21 protein-coding genes are annotated in these 24,947 nt (G+C 54.6%); 12 read left to right on the top strand and 9 right to left on the bottom strand.

Annotated features, from left to right (window positions below; genetic code table 11):
* Positions 1–5: 5 nt before the first annotated feature.
* Complete coding sequence (locus ACVL1J_RS01685) at positions 6–1,028, bottom strand: acyltransferase family protein (RefSeq protein ID WP_341236960.1); 1,023 nt, start codon at positions 1,026–1,028, stop codon at positions 6–8.
* Positions 1,029–1,190: 162 nt separating this feature from the next.
* Here ACVL1J_RS01685 and ACVL1J_RS01680 point away from each other — a divergent pair, with 162 nt between their 5' ends.
* Entirely contained in the window at positions 1,191–2,174 is a 984-nt protein-coding gene (locus tag ACVL1J_RS01680; protein ID WP_341236961.1) for an HPP family protein, read from the top strand.
* Here the strand turns inward: ACVL1J_RS01680 and ACVL1J_RS01675 are convergent.
* Complete coding sequence (locus ACVL1J_RS01675; RefSeq protein WP_341236962.1) at positions 2,171–4,099, bottom strand: esterase/lipase family protein; 1,929 nt, start codon at positions 4,097–4,099, stop codon at positions 2,171–2,173. The genes ACVL1J_RS01680 and ACVL1J_RS01675 overlap by 4 nt on opposite strands.
* A gap of 63 nt (positions 4,100–4,162) precedes the next feature.
* Positions 4,163–6,223, bottom strand: a complete 2,061-nt coding sequence (locus ACVL1J_RS01670; protein ID WP_341236963.1) for a TonB-dependent receptor family protein — start codon at positions 6,221–6,223, stop codon at positions 4,163–4,165.
* A 140-nt stretch (positions 6,224–6,363) separates the two neighbouring features.
* Between ACVL1J_RS01670 and ACVL1J_RS01665 the strand changes: the two genes are divergently transcribed.
* Positions 6,364–7,683 (top strand): ATP-binding protein, encoded by a 1,320-nt coding sequence (locus ACVL1J_RS01665; protein WP_491665078.1) that lies wholly within the window; start codon positions 6,364–6,366, stop codon positions 7,681–7,683.
* Entirely contained in the window at positions 7,680–8,222 is a 543-nt protein-coding gene (locus ACVL1J_RS01660) for a response regulator transcription factor (protein WP_341236965.1), read from the top strand. Before ACVL1J_RS01665 ends, ACVL1J_RS01660 begins: the two co-directional genes overlap by 4 nt.
* A gap of 320 nt (positions 8,223–8,542) precedes the next feature.
* Here the strand turns inward: ACVL1J_RS01660 and ACVL1J_RS01655 are convergent, their stop codons facing one another.
* Positions 8,543–10,723: a TonB-dependent receptor family protein gene (locus ACVL1J_RS01655; RefSeq protein ID WP_159567951.1), complete on the bottom strand. Its 2,181-nt coding sequence runs from the start codon at positions 10,721–10,723 to the stop codon at positions 8,543–8,545.
* A 199-nt stretch (positions 10,724–10,922) separates the two neighbouring features.
* Between ACVL1J_RS01655 and ACVL1J_RS01650 the strand changes: the two genes are divergently transcribed.
* A complete protein-coding gene (locus ACVL1J_RS01650) occupies positions 10,923–12,197 on the top strand; it encodes a putative Na+/H+ antiporter (RefSeq protein WP_341236966.1) in 1,275 nt (424 codons plus the stop codon).
* A gap of 5 nt (positions 12,198–12,202) precedes the next feature.
* On the opposite strand, the gene ACVL1J_RS01645 is transcribed toward ACVL1J_RS01650, so the two are convergent.
* The 4 genes from ACVL1J_RS01645 to ACVL1J_RS01630 all read right to left on the bottom strand — a co-directional run bounded on the left by ACVL1J_RS01645 (position 12,203) and on the right by ACVL1J_RS01630 (position 15,163).
* Positions 12,203–12,790 carry an NnrU family protein gene (locus ACVL1J_RS01645; protein WP_341236967.1) on the bottom strand — a complete coding sequence of 196 codons (588 nt, stop codon included), beginning with the start codon at positions 12,788–12,790 and terminating at the stop codon, positions 12,203–12,205.
* A gap of 40 nt (positions 12,791–12,830) precedes the next feature.
* Positions 12,831–13,412: a hypothetical protein gene (locus ACVL1J_RS01640; RefSeq protein ID WP_341236968.1), complete on the bottom strand. Its 582-nt coding sequence runs from the start codon at positions 13,410–13,412 to the stop codon at positions 12,831–12,833.
* Positions 13,413–13,427: 15 nt separating this feature from the next.
* A complete protein-coding gene (locus ACVL1J_RS01635; RefSeq protein ID WP_341236969.1) occupies positions 13,428–14,135 on the bottom strand; it encodes a FadR/GntR family transcriptional regulator in 708 nt (235 codons plus the stop codon).
* 92 nt (positions 14,136–14,227) lie between these two features.
* On the bottom strand, positions 14,228–15,163 hold the full coding sequence (locus ACVL1J_RS01630; protein WP_341236970.1) for a hydrogen peroxide-inducible genes activator: 936 nt from the start codon (positions 15,161–15,163) through the stop codon (positions 14,228–14,230).
* Between the two features lie 84 nt (positions 15,164–15,247).
* Here ACVL1J_RS01630 and senA point away from each other — a divergent pair, with 84 nt between their 5' ends.
* From senA to ACVL1J_RS01615, 3 genes are all read left to right on the top strand, one after another.
* Complete coding sequence (senA, locus tag ACVL1J_RS01625) at positions 15,248–16,438, top strand: selenoneine synthase SenA (RefSeq protein ID WP_341236971.1); 1,191 nt, start codon at positions 15,248–15,250, stop codon at positions 16,436–16,438.
* Between the two features lie 96 nt (positions 16,439–16,534).
* A complete protein-coding gene (locus tag ACVL1J_RS01620; RefSeq protein WP_341236972.1) occupies positions 16,535–17,458 on the top strand; it encodes a ZIP family metal transporter in 924 nt (307 codons plus the stop codon).
* Positions 17,459–17,523: 65 nt separating this feature from the next.
* Positions 17,524–18,105 carry an NUDIX domain-containing protein gene (locus tag ACVL1J_RS01615; RefSeq protein WP_341236973.1) on the top strand — a complete coding sequence of 194 codons (582 nt, stop codon included), beginning with the start codon at positions 17,524–17,526 and terminating at the stop codon, positions 18,103–18,105.
* A 16-nt stretch (positions 18,106–18,121) separates the two neighbouring features.
* On the opposite strand, the gene ACVL1J_RS01610 is transcribed toward ACVL1J_RS01615, so the two are convergent.
* On the bottom strand, positions 18,122–18,937 hold the full coding sequence (locus ACVL1J_RS01610) for a DODA-type extradiol aromatic ring-opening family dioxygenase (protein ID WP_341236974.1): 816 nt from the start codon (positions 18,935–18,937) through the stop codon (positions 18,122–18,124).
* A gap of 157 nt (positions 18,938–19,094) precedes the next feature.
* On the opposite strand from ACVL1J_RS01610, the gene ACVL1J_RS01605 reads away from it, so the two are divergent.
* The 5 genes from ACVL1J_RS01605 to tssB all read left to right on the top strand — a co-directional run bounded on the left by ACVL1J_RS01605 (position 19,095) and on the right by tssB (position 24,945).
* Positions 19,095–21,242: a dihydrolipoyl dehydrogenase family protein gene (locus ACVL1J_RS01605; protein ID WP_341236975.1), complete on the top strand. Its 2,148-nt coding sequence runs from the start codon at positions 19,095–19,097 to the stop codon at positions 21,240–21,242.
* A 153-nt stretch (positions 21,243–21,395) separates the two neighbouring features.
* The gene (locus tag ACVL1J_RS01600) at positions 21,396–21,527 is read left to right on the top strand and encodes a hypothetical protein (RefSeq protein WP_394673299.1); all 132 of its coding nucleotides are present in this window, start codon (positions 21,396–21,398) and stop codon (positions 21,525–21,527) included.
* Positions 21,528–21,873: 346 nt separating this feature from the next.
* Positions 21,874–23,235, top strand: coding sequence for a glutathione-disulfide reductase (gorA, locus tag ACVL1J_RS01595; RefSeq protein ID WP_159567961.1), 1,362 nt, complete (start codon positions 21,874–21,876; stop codon positions 23,233–23,235).
* Positions 23,236–23,319: 84 nt separating this feature from the next.
* Entirely contained in the window at positions 23,320–24,411 is a 1,092-nt protein-coding gene (locus ACVL1J_RS01590; RefSeq protein WP_341237142.1) for a type VI secretion system protein TssA, read from the top strand.
* Positions 24,412–24,456: 45 nt separating this feature from the next.
* Complete coding sequence (tssB, locus tag ACVL1J_RS01585; protein ID WP_159567963.1) at positions 24,457–24,945, top strand: type VI secretion system contractile sheath small subunit; 489 nt, start codon at positions 24,457–24,459, stop codon at positions 24,943–24,945.
* The last annotated feature ends 2 nt before the right edge of the window (positions 24,946–24,947 follow it).

Genomic DNA, 24,947 nt, shown 5'->3' with positions numbered 1-24,947 from the left:
GTGTCTTAAATCTTTTGCTCAACCCCCCGATACAACACCCACCCCGCAGCCACACTCACCACCCAAGTCATCACAAACGCCGCCAACATTTCCGCAAAGCTACTCAAGCCCAAGGCAATCACCACCGAACTTGCAAACACGGCGATGCCGTAGTGAATCAGGAAAACGGAATAGGAAATATCGCCCAGCCAGCGAACAGGACCATGAATAAGCACAGCCACAAAGCGCTCAATACGCGTACTGTTGATCAACAGCAAGGCAGTTAAACCCGTCAGCAACAATCGCTCGCGCCACTCAACCCACAGGGCAATACCCAGCAGGCTGATGATCAGCAAGCTGACCAAACCTACTTTGTTCTCGCGCTGCGCCCAATGGGCAGCAATCCCCAAGCCATAAGCGCCAAAAAAGTACCAGGCCCATTCGTCGTACTCGGCATTTCTGTTCCACACCAACAGCGAAGCAATCGTTACCGCGACCGCCAGCAGCAACAGGGCACTTGTTGGTTGAAGCACTTTGAAGCCGCCGGTTTTCTGGCTGATCCACGCAATCAACGCCAACAGCAAATACAGTTGTAGGTCGATGGCCACGTACCAAACACCAGCCGACAAGGCTTCTACTTCCACAATGTCGTGCAACAAAAACGCATGGGCCAGCAGTTGTGTAAAACTGGGCAGATCAGACACCTCTGCGTGCATTGCAATTCGACCGCCCAACCAGCTCAGCAACACAGCCACCGCAATGGCCACCCAGAATGGTTTGGCCAGGCGCAGAAAGCGCTTTTTAAACAGCGGCCACACAGCCACATCGCGTGCCTTGCTCAGCAAACCGAACATCGACTGCGCAGCCAAAAACCCGCCAATCACCAGAAAAATTTGAACGACATAGCGACCCTCGTCGGCGATGAATCCGAGTAATTCGGGCCATTTGGCTTGCAACACGGGCGACATGGGCGTGTACAGCAACAAGTGGTGAATCACAATAATTTGTGATGCCAGCGCTTTCAGCAGATCAATGGTGGAGTTGCGCACAAGGAAGGCCGCAGAAGTAAGTCAGTGCGCAGTATAAAGCGAGTTCCCACAGCAAATGCTGCTTGAATTGGATCGGCTTGAATTGCACCAACTTGGTGCTCATTTCCGGCTGGCCGGCGTATCATCATGGGCTTGTTTCATACAAACCTGTTGATTCCAAACATGAAACTCTCCATCCGGGCCCTGCGTGCCCTGTCGGTGTCGAGGTCTATCCTTGGCTTTGAGTCCAATTCAACCAGCCCTCGCGAAAAAGCCATTTCCGGCTTGGGTGCCTTTTTGGGCATTTTGTTGGTGTGTTGGGTGTCCAGTTTCGTGGTGCAGGGCACCGATGCCATTCTGGTGGTGGCGTCGATGGGCGCCACAGCGGTGTTGTTGTTCGCCGTGCCACATGGCACCTTGTCGCAGCCTTGGGCCTTGATGGGTGGGCATTTTGTATCCGCACTGATCGGCGTTACTTGCGCACGTTATATTCCCCACACTTATTTGGCTGCGGCTTTGGCGGTGGGTGTGGCTGTGGGGGTCATGTATTGGGCCAATTGTATTCACCCACCTGGCGGGGCCACTGCGCTTACCGCCGTGCTGGGCGGCGAGTCCATTTCAAACCTGGGTTACTGGTACATGATCAACCCGGTGCTGCTGAACACCTTGGCTATTTTGGTGGTGGCGGTCAGTTTCAATGCGCTGTTTTCTTGGCGACGATACCCCAACCACTTCGCGCGCAAGCAGAAAAAACCTGTTGAGTCGCTTTCAGAAACGGGGGCCAGCCTGACGCACGAGGATTTCGCTGCTGCCATTGCCCGCATGGATTCCTATGTGGATGTGAGTGCAGACGTGTTGGCTGAACTGTTTGAATACGCCACCAAGCACGCCGACGAGCAAAGCACCCACCCTCAAACACTGACCGTGGGTGCGTTTTACAGCAATGGGCAAGTGGGTTACCGCTGGTGTGTGCGGGAATTGTTAGACATGTCGCTGACCACACCTTATAAGGGCGAATCAGGGCAGCAAGTGATTTTCAAGAACGTGGCTGGCGCTGATTTGTACGAAACAGGCTTGAGCAATGTAGAGGCCTTCAAGCGCTGGGCGCGCTATGAAGTGGTGCTGCAAGACGGGCGCTGGTTACCCGTCAAGGTAGCCACCCACTAACGTTGGTCTGTTCTCAATTGGTTCAAGTGTTCGTGCAGAATTCTGCGAATCTCGACAATGGCTTCGGGGGTTTCCTGCACGCTGTGCCAGGAATTCACAACCAGTTCCGATGCAGATCCCTCAAGTTTTGCGCTGGCGTAGGGCACCACCCCGTCACTGCTGGCTTCCAGAATAACTTCAGGAGTCACGTTGCCCATGATCGAGTGGTAAGTCACTTTGCTCGAGATCGGTAACTTGGACGACTCCCGCACAAAGGGGTCTTGGTCACTCAGGTTCTTGATGCTGTTAATCGATCCGACCAAGGGCTCATTCGAGGCCTCATCCGGATTCACCAACAACTGGCCAATTTCGGTCACACGGCTCAATACCGTGGCGGGCAAGCGGATCAGCCCTGATACAAAACGTGCAAACCGGTTTTCTGCATAGGGTGTGCCACGGTGCGGCGCGGCAATGAAAATGGCACGCGTGGGTTGTGGCATGGCATCGAAGATCACATAAGGCTCAATTTTCTGCCGAAGTTTTGTTTCGCGTTTTTGCGAAATGTTGTAACGCTCCAGCACCGCTTCCCACAATGTGTCACCTGAATTCGACACCATTAATCGCGCAAGAACACCGCCCATGCTGTGACCAATCAAGACCATGTCGTTGGATGCCCTGCGCTTGCCTTGCGGGTCGAAGTTTTTTAGCGTGGCATTCACTGCCTCGCGAATTTCACGGTTGTTGAAAGGCAGTGGCAAATTGGTGGGGTAATACACCTGCCAAATTTGGTAATTCTGTCGAAGTTCCTCGTCGCCCAACAACTCGTTGGCCACATTCACCCAGGCTTCCGGGCTGCTGGCCAAGCCATGCAACATGAGAATGACGCGGCGGTTCGGGTCGAAAGGCTGCATCAAATAAATGCGGGGTTTGTCCAAGGTCTCGCTTCGGCCAATCAGCGACAATAAACTTTCTTGCGCAAAGCCCGAGCGGGCGAGCCACAAGCCATAGCCCGATGTGAAGTTGGCCGCGAGAGGAACACGAATGCCGCGCACATCAACACTCACATTGCGATGGGGGTCGAAACCCTGAAGTTCAACCCGGTTGCCAGCCAGCACCGTGTCGATGCTGTTGCCGGGAAAACGCAGCATCACAGTGATGGACGGAAATGGTGTTTCACTCCAGGGTTTGTTCTCATCTTCCTGCTTCACCACGCTATCTGCAAAAACCGCCACCAGTTCGGCACCCAGCCCGTCGCGGCGATACTGGTTGCGAAGCCCCTTGAAAGTCAGCGAGGACGCTGCAACCAGTTCTTTGGGTAGTTGACCTTTGTGGCTCAGGCTAATGCCGGCCGTGCTGCCACTGACTTGCCATGGATCAAAATCGAGCAGGTAGGTTTTGTCTTGCGAAACCGATCGCTCCAGCTGATCGCGGTAGCGATTGAACAAACCCACCACAGCTTGCTGGGTTGAAAAATTGTAGTAGTCGCGCACTTGGGCCTGTCGATCTTCCATGGCGCGAAGGTCGGGTGTGCGGCTGGTAAAAAACAGATAGGCATACGCATGTTTGGCACTTTCCAGAAAGGCCGACAAGGTGGCAGCTTTCAGGGCATCGTTGGCGGGCTCAAGTATCTGCGCCTCTTCATGCCGCAAGGCTTCTTGCAGCCACAATTCCGACAGTGTTGAAAGTCGCTGCTCATCGCTCAAACCAATGTTGGCGATCAGCGTTTTGCGACAATTGGCAAGGTCACGGTTGCAGCCTTCCTCATCTGTACCAACCACTTGCAGCGCCGTGCGTGAAGAAGCGCTAAGTTTGCCCGTGGTCAACACATCGCCGCGGCGGGCAGACAAGTAATCTTCCGAGCTGACCGAACCCACGCTCACCATGGCGCAGCCCGATACCGTAAATGCAATCAGTGTGGCGGTGGCCAGGCGGGTAATGTTGAACATGTGCTGCGGTGCGTTTGATTGAAGACACTGATTCTACGCATGTTTTGGCGCAACGCTCAAACCTCACCACTTCACTTCCACGCCTGCGTAAACGCTTCGCCCTTCACCCGGTGCAAATTGGGCAGAATCAGCCCCGTTCGCATTCACAATCACCCCAGTGGTGGCGGCATACACCTTGTCGGTCAAGTTGCGGGCGTCTACAAACACACGCAAGGTTTCACTGAACCTGTAACTGGCATTCAAGCCGAGTAACAGGTAGGGGTCTGTGGAAAGTGTGTTCGCCAAATCCACAAAGTAGCCTTGTGGCACATACTCAATATTGGGCGTTACGGTCCAACCCGCCGGGTGTGAGTAATCCAGTTTTGCCCGCACATACTGTTCGGGAATGCCGGGAATTGCAGCGTTGCCATACACTGGGTCTTGGTTAAAACGGAAACGCCCGAAGGTGTAGGCAAGTTGCCAATGCAAGGTATCTGCTGTCGCCACCACACTGCGCGCCAAAGGCCCGGCCAAGCCAATTTCAACACCTTGGTGTACCGTGTCGTCTGCATTCAATATTGCACTCAAACCAGGCACCAACGGGTCCAGTTGATAACTTACAAATTCATTGTTCAAACGGCTTGTGTAGGCGCTGATGTCCCACTTGATTTGATTGATCTCGCCGCGAGTACCCACTTCAAGCGTGGTCGATTCCTGCGCTTGCAGTGAGCGTGTTGGGCTTGTTTCTGAAAAGGTGGGTGGCTCGAACGCGTGGCTCAAATTGCCGTACACCTGAACGGCATGGGTGGCTTGCCACAACAAGCCGGTTTTCGGGCTGAACTGCGCATAGCGGCGTTGGTAACTGCCATCGCCATCGCTTAAAAACTGATCGTCAGCCGTGCGTTTGGCGTGGGTCCATTGCAAACCATTGATCCACTGCAAGCGGTCGGTTACCTGCAAACGGCTCTCGCCGTACAGCTCCATGTTGTGGGCTTTTTGGTCCTCGTAGCTTCGCAGGCTGGTTCGATCACCGCGCACATGGTTGAATATTCGAGCCTCAGTCACGCCGTGCACCAGGTTGTAACCCAGCGTGGTGCCATGTCGCAGACCCCACAATTCACCCTGTGCATTGCGGTTTCCGAATGTGCCCACATCGCGAGTCTGTTGGTCGATCAAGCCAAAGCTCAAGGGGTGGTACAGGTTCTTGTCCACGGCATACACCCCCGCGTTGTACTCCACCCCGCCCGGTGAAATCCAGGTGGTTTTGTTGGCCACGCGGGTAATCAAAAAATCGCGCTGTGAATTGCTGCCAGCTGAAGCAGCGTTGGCCTGAGTGGGCTCAGTTTGCAACTGCGCCTTGCTCAAGTTGCCGGGCAGTTCCTGATTCATGTCGCCATGAATCACATAAAACCGGGTTTCAAGTTGTGGCGAAATTTTTAATCCTGCGTTGGCATTCAGGCGGGTGTTCTTCTGCCCGCTGAACTCTCGAAAACCGTCGGATCGCAATTGCGACAACGACGCAAAATAATCCCAGTTGCCCACCACATGGCCAGTTTTGAATTGCGCGCGTGCAAATGAATGGCTGCCCGCGTCCAGGCGCACCACACTGTTGGGCGTGGTGTAGCCAGTGGGTGTTACAAAGTTGATTGCACCGCCCAGGCTGGCTGCGCCGTATTGCAGGGCATTGGCGCCTTTGTACACTTCAACGTGTTGCAAGGCCAAGGGGTCGATGTCTTGAAAGTCTGAGCCACCATCGGCGAGATTAATCGGTATGCCGTCCTGCAACAAACGAATGCCGCGCATGTGAAAAGTGCGCGACAAGCCCGAGCCTCGAATACTCAGCCGGGCTTCCTCGTTCACGCGGCTTTGCGCAAACACACCCGGGGTAAAGTCCAGCATGTCCTTGATGGTCACCGCTTTGCCAGCCTCAAAACTTTCAGCGCGTACCACTGCGGTGCCGCCTGCCGTTTGCCCCAGTTTTTCTTCAGCCACCCGAACGCTGGCTGCGCTCAGTGCTTCGCGTTGAGCCTGCACCTCTACATTACTCAGTGCCGGGTTTGCAAAAGCAGGTTCTGGATGCAGGCCAAAGGCCAGCAGTACACCCAATGAAAGGGCTTGCAGCGTGAACGGGGTGTGCATGTGCATGGTGGGTATTCCGGGCAAGGTAGGTCAGTCCGGTTTATACGCCAAGCCCACGCCGGCGAGAATGCGTCATATTGTCGCAGCCACCCGGCAAGCCTCACAATTTCACGGCAGCAAATCCAGAAGCCACTTAGAATGTGAGCATGAAAACAAGCACCTTATCTGAACCTCAACTGCTGATGCGCCTTTGGACCGAAGGCCTGGTGGATCAAAGCGATCTCTCGGTGCGTCGCCAGCAAATGGTCACTGTCATTTGGATGCGAACATTGGCACTTGGCGCTCAAGTGCTGCTGCTTGCCGTGGTCGGTTTGTTGTTAAAGGTCAGCCTGCCTTGGTCTGTGTTGATCATTATTTTGAGCGCACTGGTTTTACTCAACGTCATTACCTTTGTCCGATTGCGGCAGGGGCAAGCCGTGGGCAGTTTTGAAGTGGCCGCCCAGCTGTTTGCCGACGTGGCTGCTTTCAGTTTCGTGCTTTATTTCACAGGCGGGGTCACCAATCCTTTTGTGTCGCTTTACTTGCCCTTGCTGGGCTTGGCGGCCGCCTTGCTGCCTTGGGCGCAAGTTGCAGTGTTGGCCTTGTTCAGCGTGGTGGCCTACACCGTGTTGATGGGCAACTACATGCCCTTGGTGTTGGCCAATCCCGACGACGGTGTGCACTTTCACCTGGTGGGCATGTGGCTGAATTTTCTGGTCAGTGTGTTGATTCTGGTGGGTTTTGTGGCGCGTTTGAGTTCGTCCATCCGCAACCGGGACCTGGCACTGGGTCGAGCCCAACAAAGGTTAGCCAGTGAATCCCGATTGGCGGCGCTGGGCAATCAGGCCGCATCCATCGCGCACCAGTTGGGTACGCCCGTGTCCACCATTGCCACCATTGTTTCGGACTGGAAAAGTGCCCTCGTCATGCAGGCGCACGCACGGGAAATGACAATCCTCAGTGCGCAGGTTCAGTCCATTACTGAAACATTGAGCCAGCTTCGAGCCCAAATCGAAGTGAGCCCGCGCCACAACGCCGATGCACAAACCATACGGCCAAGCGACTGGTTGCAATCGGCGCTGACCATTTGGCGAACCCGCAATCCGCAACACGAGGTGCGGTTGATGCCAAGCATCGCCTCCATTGCGGGCGAATTCAAAGTACGCAAAGAATTACTCGAGTTGGGTTTGATCACCTTGCTGGACAATGCCGCCCAAAGTCAGCAGCGCGTGTCTGTGGCCGAGCCACTTCAAGTGGGCATGCAATGTGATCAAGAAAGTTTGACCCTTTTTGTCAATGATGCCGGGGGCGGAGTCGATGCCGAACTGTTGCCAAAAATCGGGCAGCAATTGTTTCAGGCCAACGGACAGGGCATGGGCCTGTTTTTGCTGGCCAACCTGCTTGAGCGCGAGGGCGGAAAACTCAGCTTGCGAAATCTGAACCCAGGGGTGTGTGCCAGTTTAAGTTTGCCGGTGTTGCCCGAATGACGCGCTCGATCCTGATTGTCGATGACGATGCCGTGTTTGCCAGCACGCTGGCTTTGTCATTTCAACGCAAGGGGATTCAAGCCTGCGTGGCCTTGAACAAAGAGCAAGCGTTGGCTGCGGTTGGCCAGCAACAGTTCACCGACATTACGCTCGATTTGAATTTGGGTGAACAGTCGGGCCTGCAATTGATTGCACAGCTTCGCAGTTTTCAAGCCCAAGCCAACTTGTTGGTGCTCACAGGCTACGCCAGCATTGCGACCACAGTTCAAGCCATTAAACTGGGGGCTGACAATTATCTGGCCAAGCCTGCAGACAGCGCAGCGGTGTTGCGGGCCTTGGACGACGATGCAACTGCTGTTACGTCGAATGAAGAAGAACCTTCCGACTTCCAGCCGATGTCGGTGTCTCGCCTGGAGTGGGAGCACATTCAACGCGTGTTGAATGAACACGATGGCAACGTGTCGGCCACTGCGCGAGCCTTGAACATGCACCGGCGTACCTTGCAGCGCAAGCTGGCGAAGCGACCGGTGGGGCGGTGAGCGGCAACTTTGTCGTTGACAGTAAGTTTTGTTTGCAGCGCGTCACTCATCCAGCCTTGATCAAGTCGAATCCCCCGTCTTTGATTCTGGCTTGGGGCATGCGAAACGCCACAGCGTCTTCGCATCGGTTCCCGCCGGAACCGCCCCGCGCTGCGAGTCAATCCGGGCGACTTGATCTGAATCGGCTGAATGAGTGACGCGCTGCAAACTTGAACTCGCGCTGGAGGCCTACTCACCGCGAATCGCCAACAAGGGGGCATTCAAGTTTTCTGGCGCAAGGGGGTGTGCACCTGAGCGAGCCGAGCAAATAGGTTGTAGTGTCAAAACTTCACATTAATCCCCGCCACCACCTGCCGCTGCTTGCCTGGTTGAATGCCGTTGGTACGTGCTGAAATGTACTGCTTGTCCGTCAGGTTCTCTGCATTCAGGAAGTAGCTGACATTGCTGCCAGCCGGTGCAAAGCTGATCGATGCATTCAGCAAGGTCACCGCTTCAATTTCTCCGAACAGGCCACAGAACAGGTTGTTTGCAGGGTCTTCACCATTGGGACAAAAGCCCAGCGGCTCGGTGCCACCAAAGTTTTCTGTGTTGGCAAACTGCTTGCTCACATGTGTTGCACCCACTCTGGCATTCCATTGCTCGGTTTCATACGACAAGTTCAAAGCCAGCGTGTGCTTGGGGGCATAGGGCAAACGGTTGCCGGCTTGGTAAGCGCCGTATCCATCTTCGCCTTCACCACCCACCACACCCGAATTTTTAAATTCAGCCGTGAACAGATTGGTGTAGGCCATGCTCACGAAAAAAGGATTTCGTTGCTGATTGATCAGCTCGCCCAGATTGAATCGACCTGCCAACTCGAACCCGGTGTGTTGTGCCTCACCTTCATTTCTGAAAAAGCCGCCCGAATTCACCACAATGTCTTCAATGTCCAAATTGAAGAACGTGGCTTCATACGCACCCGCACGCACATTGCTTCGAATACCCAGTTCAGTCACTGTGGCCAGCTCAGGTGTCACCCGCTGAAGCATGTCGTTTTCAATGTCCCGGTCGGGGCGCGGCGGGGCAAAGCCCCGGTGTACACCACCAAACACTGTGGTGTTGTTCAGTCCGTTCCAGGTAAAACCAATGCCAGGCAAGGTCTCGGTTTCCTTGGTGGTCAGCATGTCCACTTGTTGAAAGTTGGCGGTACCCGCCACACCGGAAAACAGCGTTTTGGTTTGATCAATCTGCTCAACCCGAACACCCGGTGTCAGTGTCCAGTCCCCTATCAGGAAGGTATTCTGCGCAAAGAATGCAGTCGCCTCCACATCGGCCAGCAGACGCTCGTCTGCCTCGGGGGTCGTGTCTGCAAAGTTGTCGAATTCAAATTTCTTTCGGTCAATGTCTTCCGTGTGGTAGCGCATGCCGATGATGGTTTCGCTGGGCACACCAAAAGCAGAATGGGTGAATTCAAGCTTCGGTTCAATTCCAAATACATCGTATTGACGCGGCCTTGTTGCAAATTCGGTTTCCAGTTCGCCCAATCCAATCGTGCTTGGGTCCATCGGGTCAAAGGCCGACTCAAATTCTCGCGAGCGCAAGGAAGTTCTGTCTGTTTTGGTGTGGTAAACCTGCGTGGTCAGGCGGGCGCGTTCACCCAGTTGCCAGCCATGAATCAATTGAATGGTGTCACGGTCCATCACATAGCGTTCGCCCTCGGTGCCAGGCACCGAGTAGGGGTCGCGCAAATATTCCTGCGCGGTAAGTCCGGTTTCACTGAAGAGCGAATCTTCTTCAAACCGGGTGTACTTCGCAGTCAGTGTGTGTGCGCTGTTGATGTTCAACTGGCCTTTGATGGTCACATCCTGCACATTAAAATCGTGTTGCGCGCGAATGCCGTCGCCTTGGCGCTTTAGCAGGTCGATCATGATGCCGCCCTGTTCCGAACCCGTGCCTAGGTTCAAATGCGCACCGCGGTAACCTTCATTGCCCACCGACAGTTTTGCCGATCCTGCAAATCCATCTCGAGGCACAGGTTTAGTCACAAAATTGATCATCCCGCCCAGCGTTTGCGGACCATACAAAATTTGCCCCGAACCCTTCAACACCTCCACGCGTTCAAGCCTTTCCAGGGGCGTGGAGTAGTGTGCAGAGGGGTCGCCATAGGGTGCAAAAAATACGGTGGGTGCACCGTCTTCCAGCAGCAGTGTTCGCGAGCTGCGCCGAGGGTTCAGGCCACGCAAGCCAATATTCAGGTGGGTGCCTGCCGCATCTTCAGACACCACATGCAAACCGGGCACCTCGCGAACCAGCTCCAGAATGGAGAAGGGCTCGCGCTTGTCCAGTTCTTCACGAGAAACCACGGTGGACGAGCCTGGCAAATTCTCAATATTGGAAGGCAAAATACTATTACCCGACACTTCGACGCTTGGTAAGGCATCGCTTTGTGCATAAACCTGGCCACCGTGCCCCAAAGCAAATAATACTGAACAGGCCACCGTTGTTAATCGAAATGCTTTCATGTCTTTCTTCTTGCCGTTGTTTTAATGTTGTATAAAAGTGTAGAAAACAGGGTGCTCAGTGCCTAGGGAACTTTTCCCGAAATATTCGTAATTCGGGGAACTTTAATGGTGTGATAGGCTCTTGCTATTAAGCCAACTGATTCCGATTGCAAAGCAAGCCGGGGCAGTGTCCTTTCCAACTTACAAAAAGACCACCGACATGACAGCAACAACCATTCAATGGATTGCCGCCTTTCTCTTTGCCGGCGCGCTTATTCACACTTTTTCAGCCAGCTACTTTGAACGCCTGGCTCACCACAGCAAACACCACAGCGGTTTGTTTCACCTGCTGGGTGAAGTCGAGGCTGTATTCGGTATCTGGGCTTTGTTCCTGGTGATCGCCATGGCGTTTTCCGTCAATCTGGATTCGGCGGTTGAATACGTCGACACCCGCCATTACACCGAACCCCTGTTTGTGTTCGTGATCATGGTGGTCGCGGCCAGCCGACCTGTGCTCGATGCATCCCGACTGCTGGTGGAAGGTTTGGCGAAACTCATGCCTGTGAACAAAGGCGTTGCTTTCACTTGGCTGGGCCTGTTCATGGTGCCGCTGCTTGGCAGCTTCATCACCGAGCCCGCCGCCATGACTTTGGCCGCATTGTTGCTTCGCGACGTGCTGTTCTCAAAGGCCGTGCCCAATTTCGTTCGTTATTGGGGCTTGGGCGTGTTGTTCGTGAACATCTCGATCGGTGGCGTGCTTACCTCGTTTGCGGCACCACCTGTGTTGATGGTGGCAGGCACATGGGGTTGGGATACCCCCTTCATGATGGTTAATTTTGGCTGGAAAGCGGCAATTGGCGTGTTTATCAACGCAACCATATTTATCTTCTTTGCAGCCAAACATTTGGGTGCTGAAGTCAAAACACCCGAGGCCTTGGGTGAAGACGGCAAACCACTGGCCCCGGTGCCTTGGTGGGCCATGGTCGTTCACCTTGCCTTTCTGGGTGGAGTCGTGTTTTTTGCGCACCATCCAGCCGTGTTTATGGGTATTTTCCTGTTTTTCCTGGGTTTTACAGCGGCTTACAGCACCTTCCAGTCGCGACTTCTCCTGAAAGAGGGGCTGCTGGTTGCATTCTTCCTCGCCGGTTTGGTGGTGTTGGGTGGCATGCAGCAATGGTGGTTGCAGCCTGCAGTAAGCGACCTCGACGATGGCGTATTATTCGTGGCCGCTATGGCGCTGACCGCCATTACCGACAATGCGGCGCTGACTTATCTGGGCTCATTGATTGAGGGCACTTCAGAAAGTTTCCGTTACGCCTTGGTGGCGGGTGCGGTTGCAGGTGGTGGCCTCACCGTGATTGCCAATGCACCGAACCCGGCCGGTTTGTCGCTGCTCAAGCGCCAGTTTCCTGGCGAGGCGGTGTCAGCAGGTGGTTTGCTCGCCGGGGCTTTGGGGCCCACGGCGGTGGCCGCCTTGTGTTTCTGGTACCTGTAACCAAGTTACCGGCTAAACGGGCTAATGCCGATCAAATGAACGTGCAGCCAGGCTGCGAAAACCAGCCAGGCCAGCACACCCACCACCACAGTCATCAGCGTCCCCACCTTGGTGGGGCCGTCGCCTGCAAAACCCATGGGAATGGCACGTCGGCGCGCTGTTTTAAACAGCAACACCGCCCACACCAAAAATGAACCGAACAAAATGATGTCGGCCAGTGTGCCGTTGGCCAGCAAATGGGCCAGTGCCCACACTTTGACCGCCAAGGTCATGGGGTGTTGAAGCTTTGCCTTGATGTGATTGCTGGGCACGTAGCAGGCCGCCAACATCACAAATGAAACCAGCATCAGCAGTGCCGCAATGTGGCGCATGGCCGCAGGCGGGTTCCATACAAAAATCGGGTCCAGGCGCGCTTGCCCATAACCCACCACAATCAGCACCAACCCAACAATAGACACCGCGGTGTAAATGCCCCGGTATTTGCCTTTGCCAAGCCGCGCGATCATCCCTGATCTGCGTTGGTCATCTGGAATTCGAGTCGCATGCATGGCCAGAAAAAGCACCAACCCAGCGACCAATATCAACAAGCCCATTCAGTTCTCCTTTTTGTAGTGAACCGATTATGTCACAGGCTTAAGCAGCACGCCGTGTTGCTAGCTTTGACGCGAAGCTGCCCAGTGATTCGGGTTTGGGCAGCAGTTTGTTAATCCAGGGGGGAATCCGTTTCAGCCCAAGCACGTTGTCCTCGCGCGTGCCATCTTCTGTAAACACGCGGGTGCCCATAATGTAATCAAACCAGGGCCGGGTTACACACCAGTTTGCGCTTGGGTTGTTGCCCATGTGGTGGTCATAATGCCAAGGCACGCGTTGTTCACCCCAGGCCGGGTTCATGTGGCTTTTTTTGTGAACCCGGTAATAATTCAGGCTGCTGTACCACAAGGTGCCTACAAAAAATGGCGCCACCGGAAACAGCGGGGCCACTGCCACGGCGCTGGCAATCAAGGCCCAGGCTTCCTTGCCCTGTGCATGCATGCCCAGCGGAAAGCGCTCGTAGTTCGGATCGTAATAACCGTGCTCACGCACTTCCTTGTGGTGCTCATGAAAATGAAAGGCCCAGAACGTGCCGCGCTTTTTGCCCATGCCATGCAGCACATATTTGTGCATGCCCCATTCCACAGCATTGGCGGTCAACAGGCCCAAGGGAATTCCCAACATGTTTGTCTCCGTTTGTCAGTGTTGACCCAGTGCGGCATTCAGGGCGCGGCTGCCCAGTTCCACGTGTTGGCGCGCCAGTACTTCACAACGCCTGTGCTCCCCGGTTTCAATGGCCTGCGCAAGCTGGGCAAGGGTCTCTACATCACGAAATTCGTCCTGCATCACCAGCGTTAGCGTATTCCAGGCCGCCAAGTAGGTTTGATTCATTGAGTTAAAGGCCAGTTTGAACACCACATTGCCGCTGCCTTGCACCACCCGTGCCCAAAAATCAAAGGCGAGCTGCTGAAGTTTTGGAAGTTCTTGGGTGTTCTGCATTTCGGCAATCAACGGTTTCAGTTGTTCAGCCAGTATTTTTCCGCCCTGCAAGGCAGCCTGCCCAGCCACAACCGGTGCCAGTGCCTTGCGCAAGGCGACAATTCCGCGGGCCACTTCCAGGTTCACCTGGCCGTGGGTATTTACCATCAGGCTGGGTAGCAGTTCCAGGCCACCTTCAGCCTCGAAGTTTTCAACTTGGGTGGCACCACCATGGCGCACCCGAACCAAGCGTGCCTGTTGCAGTCGTTTAATCGCCTCCCGAACAGCGCCCCGGTTCACGCCCAAGGTTTCAGACAGCTCCCGCTCTGAGGGAAGCTCTGCACCAACTGGTAATACCTTTTTAAGAATTCGATCGCGAAGTTGTGTGTAAACCTGTTCAGATATCGAGATTTTCTGAATATTTTCCATGACTTGCCTGTTCAAAAAGCAACAAATTATTTAACTGGTCAACTGATCATACCAGTTAAAAAGAAGCATGGAAATGGTTGAATCTCCTTCGTTTAGTTGGCGTGGTCGCCTTTGAAAATTGGGCACAGAACCCTATCGATGAAATTCAGTTTGGGGTGGCTGCGGCGCGTGACCAACGCAATTTGCCGGCTGGGTACAGGCGAGCGCAGCTCGACTATCTGAACCTCCGTGTTGTTCAACAGCCCAGCCTTAATTGCCATGTCGGGTAACAGTGCGCAGCCCAAGCCTGAATTCACCAATTGCACCATGGTGTTCAGGCTGCTTGCTTCCACCAGGCTGTTTTCATCGCTTTCAGTGTTCCGTTGTCTGGTACTACAGGCCGACACGGTGTGGTCACGCAGGCAGTGTCCTTTTTCCAGAAGCAGCATTCGGCGTGTGTCCACCTCGCGCAGTGCCACAGGTCCGCCCTTGCACATTGGGTCATTTTTGTGGGCCACCAGCCGCAGTTTTTCCTCAAACAAGGTGAAGGCTTGCAGTTTGCCCAGCTCAACGGGCAGGGCGATGATTGCCGCATCCAGTGCCCCTTGTTCCAGTTCCTGCAACAAAGCAGCGGTCTGGCTTTCTCGCACTCGTAGTACAAGGTCAGGCAGCTGGTTTTTAACGCAGCCCAACAGGTCGCCCAAGATGAATGGCGCAATGGTCGGAATGACACCCAGGCGAAACTCGCCACTGGCGGGGTCAGCAGCCATTTGCGCGCGGGTCACCAGGTCGCGGCTGGCAGACAAAATACTCTGCGCGCGCTGTGCCACTTCAACACCCACTGGTGTAAGCGCCACGCGTTGGCGGTCCCGTTCCACCAATTGCACACCCAGCGTGCGTTCCAGTTCGGCAATGCCCCCCGACAAAGTAGATTGCGTCACAAAACACAACTCGGCCGCCCGGGTAAAGTTCAGGGTTTCAGCAACAGCCAGCAAATAGCCAAGCTGCTTCAATGAAAGGGCGGTGGCTTGAGTGTTCAGAGTGTTCATTCCTTACTGATCGACATTTCCGATTGCTTTCATTGTATCCATTTGTCGTACACTTATCGTATCCCAATCAACGCAGTGCCCCTTGTGAACAGCCGCACCAATCCAGCCCAGTTGGCCCGAACAGCAAATGCCGCGTTTCTTCGCGATGCCTTGTTGCGCACGCGCGAACGCACCCTGGGTTTGCTTGAAGACTACGTGGCGGCACTGGGTTCTGACTGCAAAGTGCCCCGCCGCCCAGAATTGAACCCACCGCTTTGGGAGTTGTGCCACGTGGCCTGGTTTCAGGACTGGTGGCTGGCTCGCAACCCCGATTGGGCCTTGGGTGTGCAGTGCAATCCCGATGCACCCAAGCTGGATTCGCGCCTGTTCAATGCCGATGCGCGTCTGAATTCAAGCACCATTGCGCACGACACCCGCTGGGAAATTGGTTTGCCCGATCTGCAAGGCACGCGCAATTACCTGGCGGCGTGTTTGAAAGACACCTTGAAATTGCTTGAGCAAGCCGACGTTTTGTGTGCGGCTAACCCCGGCAAAGCCGATCAGTACCTGTATTTTTTCCGCCTGTGTGTGTTGCATGAACAAATGCACAACGAAGCAGCAGTTTTCATGGCCAAGTTGCTGAACATCCCGCTGCGCCAGAACAACGCGTGCCGCCCTGGTGTGCAGCAATGCGGCGAATCGGGTCAACTGAATCTGCCTGCAAGCCAGTGGACCCTTGGCTGGCAAGGTGGGGGTTTTGCATTCGACAATGAGGTGCCAGCCTGTGTCGTTCAGTTGCAAGCGTTCACCATCGATTCCCGCCCGGTCAGCTGGGCGCAATACTTGGAATTTGTTCAAGCCACCAAGTACGAGTTGCCAGCTTTTGTTGCGCTTGAAAAAGGCGGCTGGGTCGACCTTGGCTATGGTCGGCAAACGCCGTTAAACCTGAATGCGCCAGCCGAGAACATCAGTTGGCTGGATGCCCAGGCCTACTGCCAGTGGGCAGGCCGCAGGTTGCCCACGGAAGCTGAATGGGAATACGCGGCGCACACCCAACCCAATTTGCAATGGGGGCAGGTGTGGGAATGGACTTCTTGCACGTTTTTGCCATTCGACGGGTTTGAAATGCATCCCTATGTTGACTACTCCAAGCCCTGGTTTCACGACCGAAAGGTCTTGAAAGGTGCCAGCTGGGCCACTTCGGCTGAAATGGTTCACCCCAAATACCGCAATTACTTTCAACCCGATCGCCAAGACGTGCTGTCTGGCTTTCGCACCTGCGCCAATAATCGGTAAATCCGATCAACTTCAAAGAAATTATCCGTTAGACGAATAAAACCCTGTCGGGCAAACTCAATGTGTATTCAAGCCTTTGAAGCACAGGAGCCCGTCATGAGTTTTCATCAAATGACCAAAATTGTGGGTCTGAACATCGCCGATCAACAGCAACTCGACGTTTTTCGCGCAGTGCGCGGTGCGGTCGGCCTTTTGATCGCAGCTTTGGGCTTGTACATCACGCTTACCCAGGGTGCCTCGGCTGTGTGGGCGGCCATCCAATACATTGCGGCCAGCCCCGCCAAGTTGCAGGCAGTTGAATTGTCGACCATTGCTGGTGCAGCCACTGGCTTGGGCGGTATGGCCTTGTTGGTCATGAAAAAAATTGATGACAAAGGCCTGGGTCTGTTTATTGCGATCGCAGGTGGCATGATGGCCGCCGCCGCAGTCATGTCTTTGTTTATTCCTGCCATTCAAACCGAAGGTGCCCTGATGGTTGTGCTGGTGGCCACTGCCGCAGGCTACGGGGTCATGACGGTGCTGGATCAAACCTTGCCACATGAACACCCCGTGGCGGGGCCTGAAATGGCGGGCCGTGAACGCCTGCGCATGGCCATGTTGATGACCATTGCCATTGCTTTGCACAATGTGCCTGAAGGGTTCGCCGTGGGCGCCAGTGCGGGCAACTTGAATGGTGCCTCGGGCACCGCATTCTCAATTGGTTTACAGAACATTCCTGAAGGTTTGATTGTGGCCACTGCCTTGTGGAGCATCGGTGTGCACAAAGCGCTTGCCGCCCTTGCAGCACTGGCCACTGGTTTGGTCGAGCCAATCGGCGCTGGCTTGGGTGTAATTACCGCCGATTCCTGGGCATTGGGAACCCCCGCTTCCATGGCTTTTGCAGCGGGTGCAATGGCCTTCGTGGTGTGCAATGAAATGATTCCGGAGAGCATCAAAATGACTGGAAAGCTTAAAACCATTTATGCGGCAGGTGTATCAACTGTGCTGACTGCAATCGCATTGGGCTGGATGGGTGCCTGACCGCGCAAGGTGTCATCCAGGCAAGCGATAATGGGGCCTTAATATTCATCAAGACCACCTCAACAATGCGTTTGCTTTTCGTTTTGCCTGCACTGTTTGTAATTGCTGCGTGTTCCCCTGCCAATGCGCCGCCAGCCGGCTTGATCGCCTACAGTTGTGTGGCAGGCGAGGCGCTGCATTTGATGGCGTTTGATCCGCACCCGGCGCGCCGCAGTTGGGCCACATTGGGTGGCAGCGCCCAGCAGGGAGAAACGCCTGCGCAAACGGCCCTGCGTGAATTCACCGAAGAATCCAATTGCGCATATACGGGTACCGAGATAGACATCAGTCAGCTCAAAGGCCCTTCAATTTCACCCGGCGTGCCGTTTCATTTATATGCTGCGCAGGTGCCATTCAAATCGGTTGATGAAATCGCGCAAGCTCGCCAGTGCGTCGACATTGAACGCAGCCAGTGGGTGTGGGTGCGGCACTTTGATTTGATGCGCGCACTGAACCAGGCCGCAGAAGGCCCGTTGACTGTGCCCACCGTGCAGGGTGAGCCTGCACAGGTGCCGCTGTGGGATCGCGGTGTGGAGTCACTGAAAAAAGCGCTTCAAGATGGCGTGCTGCCTGAAACCATCAATTGCAGTGTCACGCAGCTTTCCTAAAAACAAGCCAAGTTAATTATCCGGTGAACACAAAGCTTTGCATCGACAAGGCTTTGTAACGCACGTCCTCGGGCAACACATCCACCTTGAAGTTCTTGGGTGCGGCACCCATGGCAAATGGCAGCGGCAGGTAATGGTCATCGTCTGGGTGGGCACGTGCAAAATGCGGGGCATCAAATTCTGCGCGTGCAATGGCTTTGCCGTCGCCTGCTTGAAGGCGTTCCTGAATCCAGGCATTGAACTCGCTCACATAGGCCAGGTTTAGCGACTGCATAGCATCGCCCACTTTGGCGGCGTGTATGTCCATGTCGTCAAAGTTGTGGGTCAGGCTGCCACTGCCCACCACCACGGCATTGTGTTCGCGCGCAAACTCGCCCACCACAGCACCCACATTCAAGGCAGTTTCGCCGGTCCAGTCCACTGGCATGCTCAGTTGAATCATGGGTGGACCACCGTTTGGAAACAAGTGTATATAAGGCACCCAGGCACCGTGATCAAAACCCTGTTGGGGGCGTAGTTCTGTCACCAGATTTTTTTCAGTCAACGTGGTGGCCAACATCGCGGCCACTTCAGGTGCGCCACAAATTTCAGGTTTCAGTTCATACAACGCTTTGGGAAAACCGTAAAAGTCGTGAACAATCACCGGTGCCTCGTGGCTGGTCACTGCCAGTTTGGCATTTCGCCAATGTGGGCTAAGCACAATCAGCGCACGGGTGCCCTGGGCAATCAGTTGCTGGCCCAATGCTTCAAGTGCTTGCCCAGGCAAGCCCGGTTCCAGTGCGTAATTGGGGGCACCGTGACTAATAAAAATTGAATGTATGGTTTGGCTCATGGTCAAAATGTGTCTGTCATGCAATTGCCCTAGATTAACGCGACTATCTTTCAATATCGAGGTAACTTTTTTGTACGACTCGCCGAAACTATCTGTACAAGTTGCCCAGACCATGCATGATTGGCAACACACTGCGTAGAAAAACCAAGGAATTGAAATGAAAAAAATTGTTCTGCTGCTAATCGTTGCAGCTGTCGTGGCCGTGTTTGCTTTCGACTTGCACAGCCTCTTAACCCTCGACAGCCTGAAAGGTCGCCTGGAACAGTTCCGCGAATTTCAGACCGAATCGCCCTGGCTGGTTGCAGGCGTGTTTTTCGCAGCGTATGTCATTGTTACCGCCTTCTCAATTCCTGGTGCTGCGGTCATGACATTGGCGGCAGGCGCTTTGTTTGGTTTGCTGCAGGGTTTGATACTGGTTTCTTTCGCCTCCACCATTGGTGCAACGCTGGCCTTCGTCGGTGCGCGTTACCTGCTGCGTGATTCAGTGCAGGCCAAGTTTGGCAACCGCCTGAAAGCGATCAATCAGGGCGTTGAGCGAGAAGGCGCGTTTTATCTTTTCACCTTGCGCCTGGTGCCCGTGTTCCCGTTCTTCCTGATCAATTTGCTCATGGGGCTGACCAGCATGAAGGCCTTCACCTTCTTCTGGGTCAGTCAGCTTGGCATGTTGGCTGGTACCGTGGTGTACGTAAATGCAGGCACTGAGCTTGCAAAAATTGACAGCCTCGCAGGCATTCTTTCGCCGGGCCTCATTCTTTCATTCGTGTTGTTGGGCATATTCCCGCTAATCGCGAAAAAGATCACCGACAAAATCAAGGCCCGCAAGGTGTACGCCAAGTGGACAAAGCCTGCCAGGTTCGACCGCAACATGGTGGTAATTGGTGCAGGTGCTGCTGGCTTGGTCAGCTCGTATATTGCCGCCGCAGTGAAGGCCAAAGTCACGCTGGTAGAGGCCCACAAAATGGGCGGCGACTGCCTGAACTTTGGTTGCGTGCCTTCCAAAGCCATTATTAAAAGCGCCAAACTGGCTCACCAAATGCGCCATGCCGACAAATACGGTTTGCATGCTGTAACGCCCAGCTTCAGCTTCAAAGCGGTCATGGCTCGCGTGCACGACATTATCAAAGCCATTGAACCGCACGACAGCGTTGAACGCTACACCGGCTTGGGCGTGGATGTGGTGCAAGGTTATGCAACCCTGGTTGATCCCTGGACCGTAGAAATCAAACACAACAGCGGTGAGACCGGCCGTTTGACCGCCCGCAGCATTGTGATTGCCGCAGGCGCCCAACCCGTGGTGCCACCTTTGCCCGGAATTGAAACCAGCGGTTACCTGACCAGCGACACCTTGTGGGACGAATTCGCCAAACGCGATGAACTACCCAAGCGCTTGGTGGTACTGGGCGGTGGCCCAATTGGCAGCGAACTGGCCCAGGCTTTTGCCCGCTTGGGCTCGCAGGTTACCCAGGTTGAACTGGCTGATCGAATCATGATGCGCGAAGACCCTGAAATCTCTGAAATGGCCGCAAACAGCATGCGTGCCGACGGTGTAAACATTCTGACCCAACACAAAGCGGTTCGATTCGAGCGTCGTGGCGAGCAAAAAGTATTGGTGACTGAACACAACGGCAACACCGTTGAAATCGAGTTTGATGATGTGATTTGTGCCGTGGGCCGCAAAGCGCGCCTGACTGGTTATGGCCTTGAAAAACTGGGCATTGAAACCAACCGCACTGTGGTCACCAACGAATACCTTGAAACCTTGTACCCGAATATTTTCGCAGCAGGCGATGTGGCAGGTCCTTACCAGTTCACGCATGTGGCTGCGCACCAAGCCTGGTACGCATCAGTGAATGCCTTGTTTGGTCACCTTAAAAAATTCAAGGCCGATTACTCGGTGATTCCATGGACCACTTTTACTGATCCTGAAGTAGCCCGTGTGGGTTTGAATGAACAGGATGCCAAAGAGCAGGGCGTTGCTTTTGAGGTGACACGTTATGGCATTGATGATCTCGACCGCGCCATTGCCGACAGCGACGCGCACGGCGTGGTGAAGGTCCTGACCGTGCCCGGCAAAGACAAAATTCTGGGCGTGACCATTGCAGGTGTACATGCTGGCGATTTGCTCGCCGAGTTTGTGTTGGCCATGAAACATGGTTTGGGCTTGAACAAAATTCTGGGCACCATACACACCTACCCCACACTGGCGGAAGCCAACAAGTACGCGGCCGGCGAGTGGAAGCGTGCGCATGCACCGGAGAAAGTGCTGGTGTGGTTGGGTAAGTACCATGCGTGGCGGTTGGGCTAATTTAAGCTTACTCAGCGGCTGGTTTTTTAGCCCAACCAGCTTGGGTTCCGATCTCTCGCCTGAAAACCTGTATATCCCTTTTTGAGATTCACCCTGACTCACCTCGCTCGGCAAAAGGGCGGGCCGAGTCTCGGTGCCGGCCGATGGCCGACCGTGGCGGGTGAATTCAAACGGGCAGGTTTTCTTGAAGGCGAGGCGATCGAAACACCGCCGCCGATTGGGCCAGAACACAGCCGTGAGTTGCACGGTGGTGGAGAGACGCTGGCGCAGGTGACGCTGAGCTGAACTTGCAAGTGGTCGCACGATGACCAGTCAGAAAACTTGCCGGCTTGGCGCGCCGAGACAAACAATCGCGCCCGGCGCGAAAGCCAAGACCCGACCGTTACTTTTGGAGGGCTTGGCTTAGTGCAGGCTCAAGCTGACAAGCCGATATGCCAAGTTTTCGGGCAGCGGTGACCCTTCAAGTTCAGATCAAAAGTCACCAGTGACATGCAGAGCAAGCAACCCACGCCGAGTAGGCAAGAAACCGAAGCAGTGACCCTTCAAGTTCTGCTCAACAGTCATCCGCGAAGATCGTCTCAATCTCCTCGCGGTACAATAAACCTCCAACGCAGCACCCAAGGAGAGTTCAATGAGTACACCCAACACACCTTACGATCTTGTCGTCATCGGCGGTGGTTCAGGCGGAGTCGCCAGCGCCCGCCGTGCCGCCAGTTATGGTGCCAAAGTGGCGCTCATTGAATCCAGCCGCCTGGGCGGTACGTGTGTCATTCGTGGTTGTGTGCCTAAAAAACTCATGATGTATGCCGCGCAATTTGGACAAACCCTGCGCGAAGGTTTGCAGCCGGGTTGGCAAGTGACCCAAGCCGAATTTTCCATGGCCCAGTGGCAAGAAGCCAAGGGCAAGGAAATTGACCGGCTTGAGGGCATTTATGCCCGCATGCTTGAAAACAGTGGTGTGGAAACCATTCGCGGACACGGTGTCATCAAGTCCACCACCGAAGTACAAGTGGGCGATCGAACCTTAAATACGCAACGCATTTTGATTGCCAGTGGCGCAGCACCCAACCGCAGCGCTTTTCCGGGTCTTGAACTGGCGGCAACCTCCAACGAATTGCTGGATCTTTCAACCTTACCCAAACGCGTCGGCGTAATTGGTGCGGGTTATATTGCGCTCGAATTCGCCTGTATCTTGCGTGGTCTCGGTTCTGAAGTGTCCGTGTTTTATCGCGGCGATTTGCCCTTGCGTGGGTTCGACGAGGGCATTCGCAGTCGTTTGGTCACAGCGATGAAACTGCAGGGCATTGCGCTTTATCCCGACACCGATTTCAAATCATTGAATCAACAAGGCAGCACCTTCGAACTTCAAACTGCTGCAAATACCCATGCGTTTGATTTCGTTTTGAACGCCACTGGCCGCAGCCCCAACACACAAGGTATGGGGCTTGAGAATATTGGCCTGCGCACCGGCCCTGCCAGTGAAATCGAAGTCAACAAGTACAGCCAAACCGGTATCAAGGGTGTGTATGCGGTGGGCGATGTCACCAACCGCGTTAACCTTACACCGGTCGCAATTGCTGAGGGGCGCGCCTTGGCAGAAAATGAATTCAACGGGAAAAATCTCACTGTTGACCACACCAGTGTGCCCACAGCCACCTTCACCTCGCCACCCATTGGCAGCGTGGGTTTAACCGAAGAACAGGCCGCCAAGCGAGCACCAACCCGTGTCTATGAAACTGAATTCACGCCCATGAAAACCAAGTTCTCGGGCGGTGAACAGAAAACCTACATGAAGCTGCTTGTTGACGATGCAAGCGATCGTGTGGTCGGCATTCACATGCTGGGCGATGACTCGCCCGAGATGATTCAACTGCTGGGTGTGCTTTACACCATGGGTGCCACCAAAGCCGATTTTGATCGGACCATCGCAGTTCATCCCAGTTCTGCCGAAGAATGGGTGTTGCTGCGCGAGCTAAGTCGCAAGGTGGGTTAACACCCATCCCTCTCTAACCCGATGTGGTGATTGCTGTCAGGTTAGACCAATCGCCAACTTCAACTTCCGTTGCTAGAGTCCCGCATGGTTTTACCATTAGGGCCTCAGCGCAACGTGTCAGCTTTTCATTTCTCATCACTCTCGACAGCATCCACCGAACCAGAAGCGTTGCAGCTGCCGTCGTGGGCCTCACCTTTTTCACAAGGCGATTGCGGCCCCAATCTTGAATACGACAATGCTTTTCTTGAACTGCAACAAGTGGCTCGTGGCAAGCCTGAAACCCAATTTGAACCGGCCACGCTACCCGACTGGAGCGCCGTAGAAAGCGGCGCACAACAATTGCTCGAACGCAGTCGAGATCTGCGTTTGGTGGTGTTGTGGGCAGAGTCGCGCTTGAACCTCCACGGTTTGCAAACTTTGCCTGTCGGTTTAAATGCACTGGCCCACCTGCTCGACAGCGCCTGGCTTGCAGTCAACCCGCCGCTTGAGGAAGGTGACCCCTATGCACGAATCAATGTCATCGAGAGCTTGGGGTTTGGCGGTTCATTCTTTCAATCGTTGCGCAACAGCGTGGTGGTGCGAAATCCGCGAATCGGCGATGTTCGCCTGAAAGATTTCGAAGCGCTGACAGGCAACTCACCGGGTACTGAGGTGCCTGTCTCGCGAGAACAAATCGAGCAATTTTTTCGTTCACCGGAAAGTAATTCAGAGGCGCTGCGTGCCGTGTTGCTTGGCAGCCAGGCCGCCTTGAAAAAAATTCTGGCTGCTTTGGCCTTGTATGTGGATTCCGACCGCTTGCCTCAACTTCAAGAGTTCAAGCGCCTGCTGACCCATGTGTTGTCCTGCCTGCCTGACCCTGCGCCTGAGCCTGAAATGGAACAAAACTCCGAGCCCACACCACTCAGTGCTTTGTGCGAGTCAAGCGAGCCGGGTCGCCAAGTGGCGCAGGCGGGTATTCAATCCCGTGCGCAGGCTTTGGCAGCCATTGATCAGGTGTGTACTTACCTTGAGCAGGCCGAGCCCACCAACCCGGCACAGCTCCTTTTAAAAAGGGCGCGTCGCCTGATCGATAAAAACTTCATGCAGTTGATGAAAGACCTTGCACCGGAAGCCCTGGCCGAGGTGGCAAAAATCATGGGAGTCAATCCCGATTCTCTCGAGCAGGAAGATGCTTAAAGTCGCCCTGCATTTAACCATTCTTCTTACTTGCGAGATAAACCAATGAGCGGACAAAAATTTGTAGGGCGCAATCGTGCACCCCGCGTGCAAATCGAATATGACGTTGAAGTGTACGGTTCACAAAAAAAAGTCCAGTTGCCCTTTGTCATGGGGGTCATGTCCGACCTGTCCGGCAAATCCGAAGTGCCACTGGCGCCCGTCGCCGAGCGTGACTTCCTCGAAGTGGACGTGGACAACTTCGATGCCCGCATGAAAAGCATCAAGCCGCGCGTCGCCTTTCACGCGGCCAACCACTTAACCGGTGAAGGCAATGTGGCAGTCGACATCACATTCGAGTCCATGGACGACTTCAGCCCTGCTGCCATTGCCCGCAAGGTAGAGCCCCTTCGCAAATTGCTCGAGGCGCGTCAGCAACTGTCCAATCTCCTGACCTACATGGACGGCAAAAACGGCGCTGAAGAACTGTTGGCCAAGCTGCTTGCTGACCCGGCCTTGCTGAAAAGCCTCTCAACCCCTACCCAAGGTGAGTAATC

This window comes from Limnobacter sp. G6BE5S (assembly GCF_058448965.1).
This window is presented reverse-complemented; position numbering and strand designations above follow the sequence as displayed.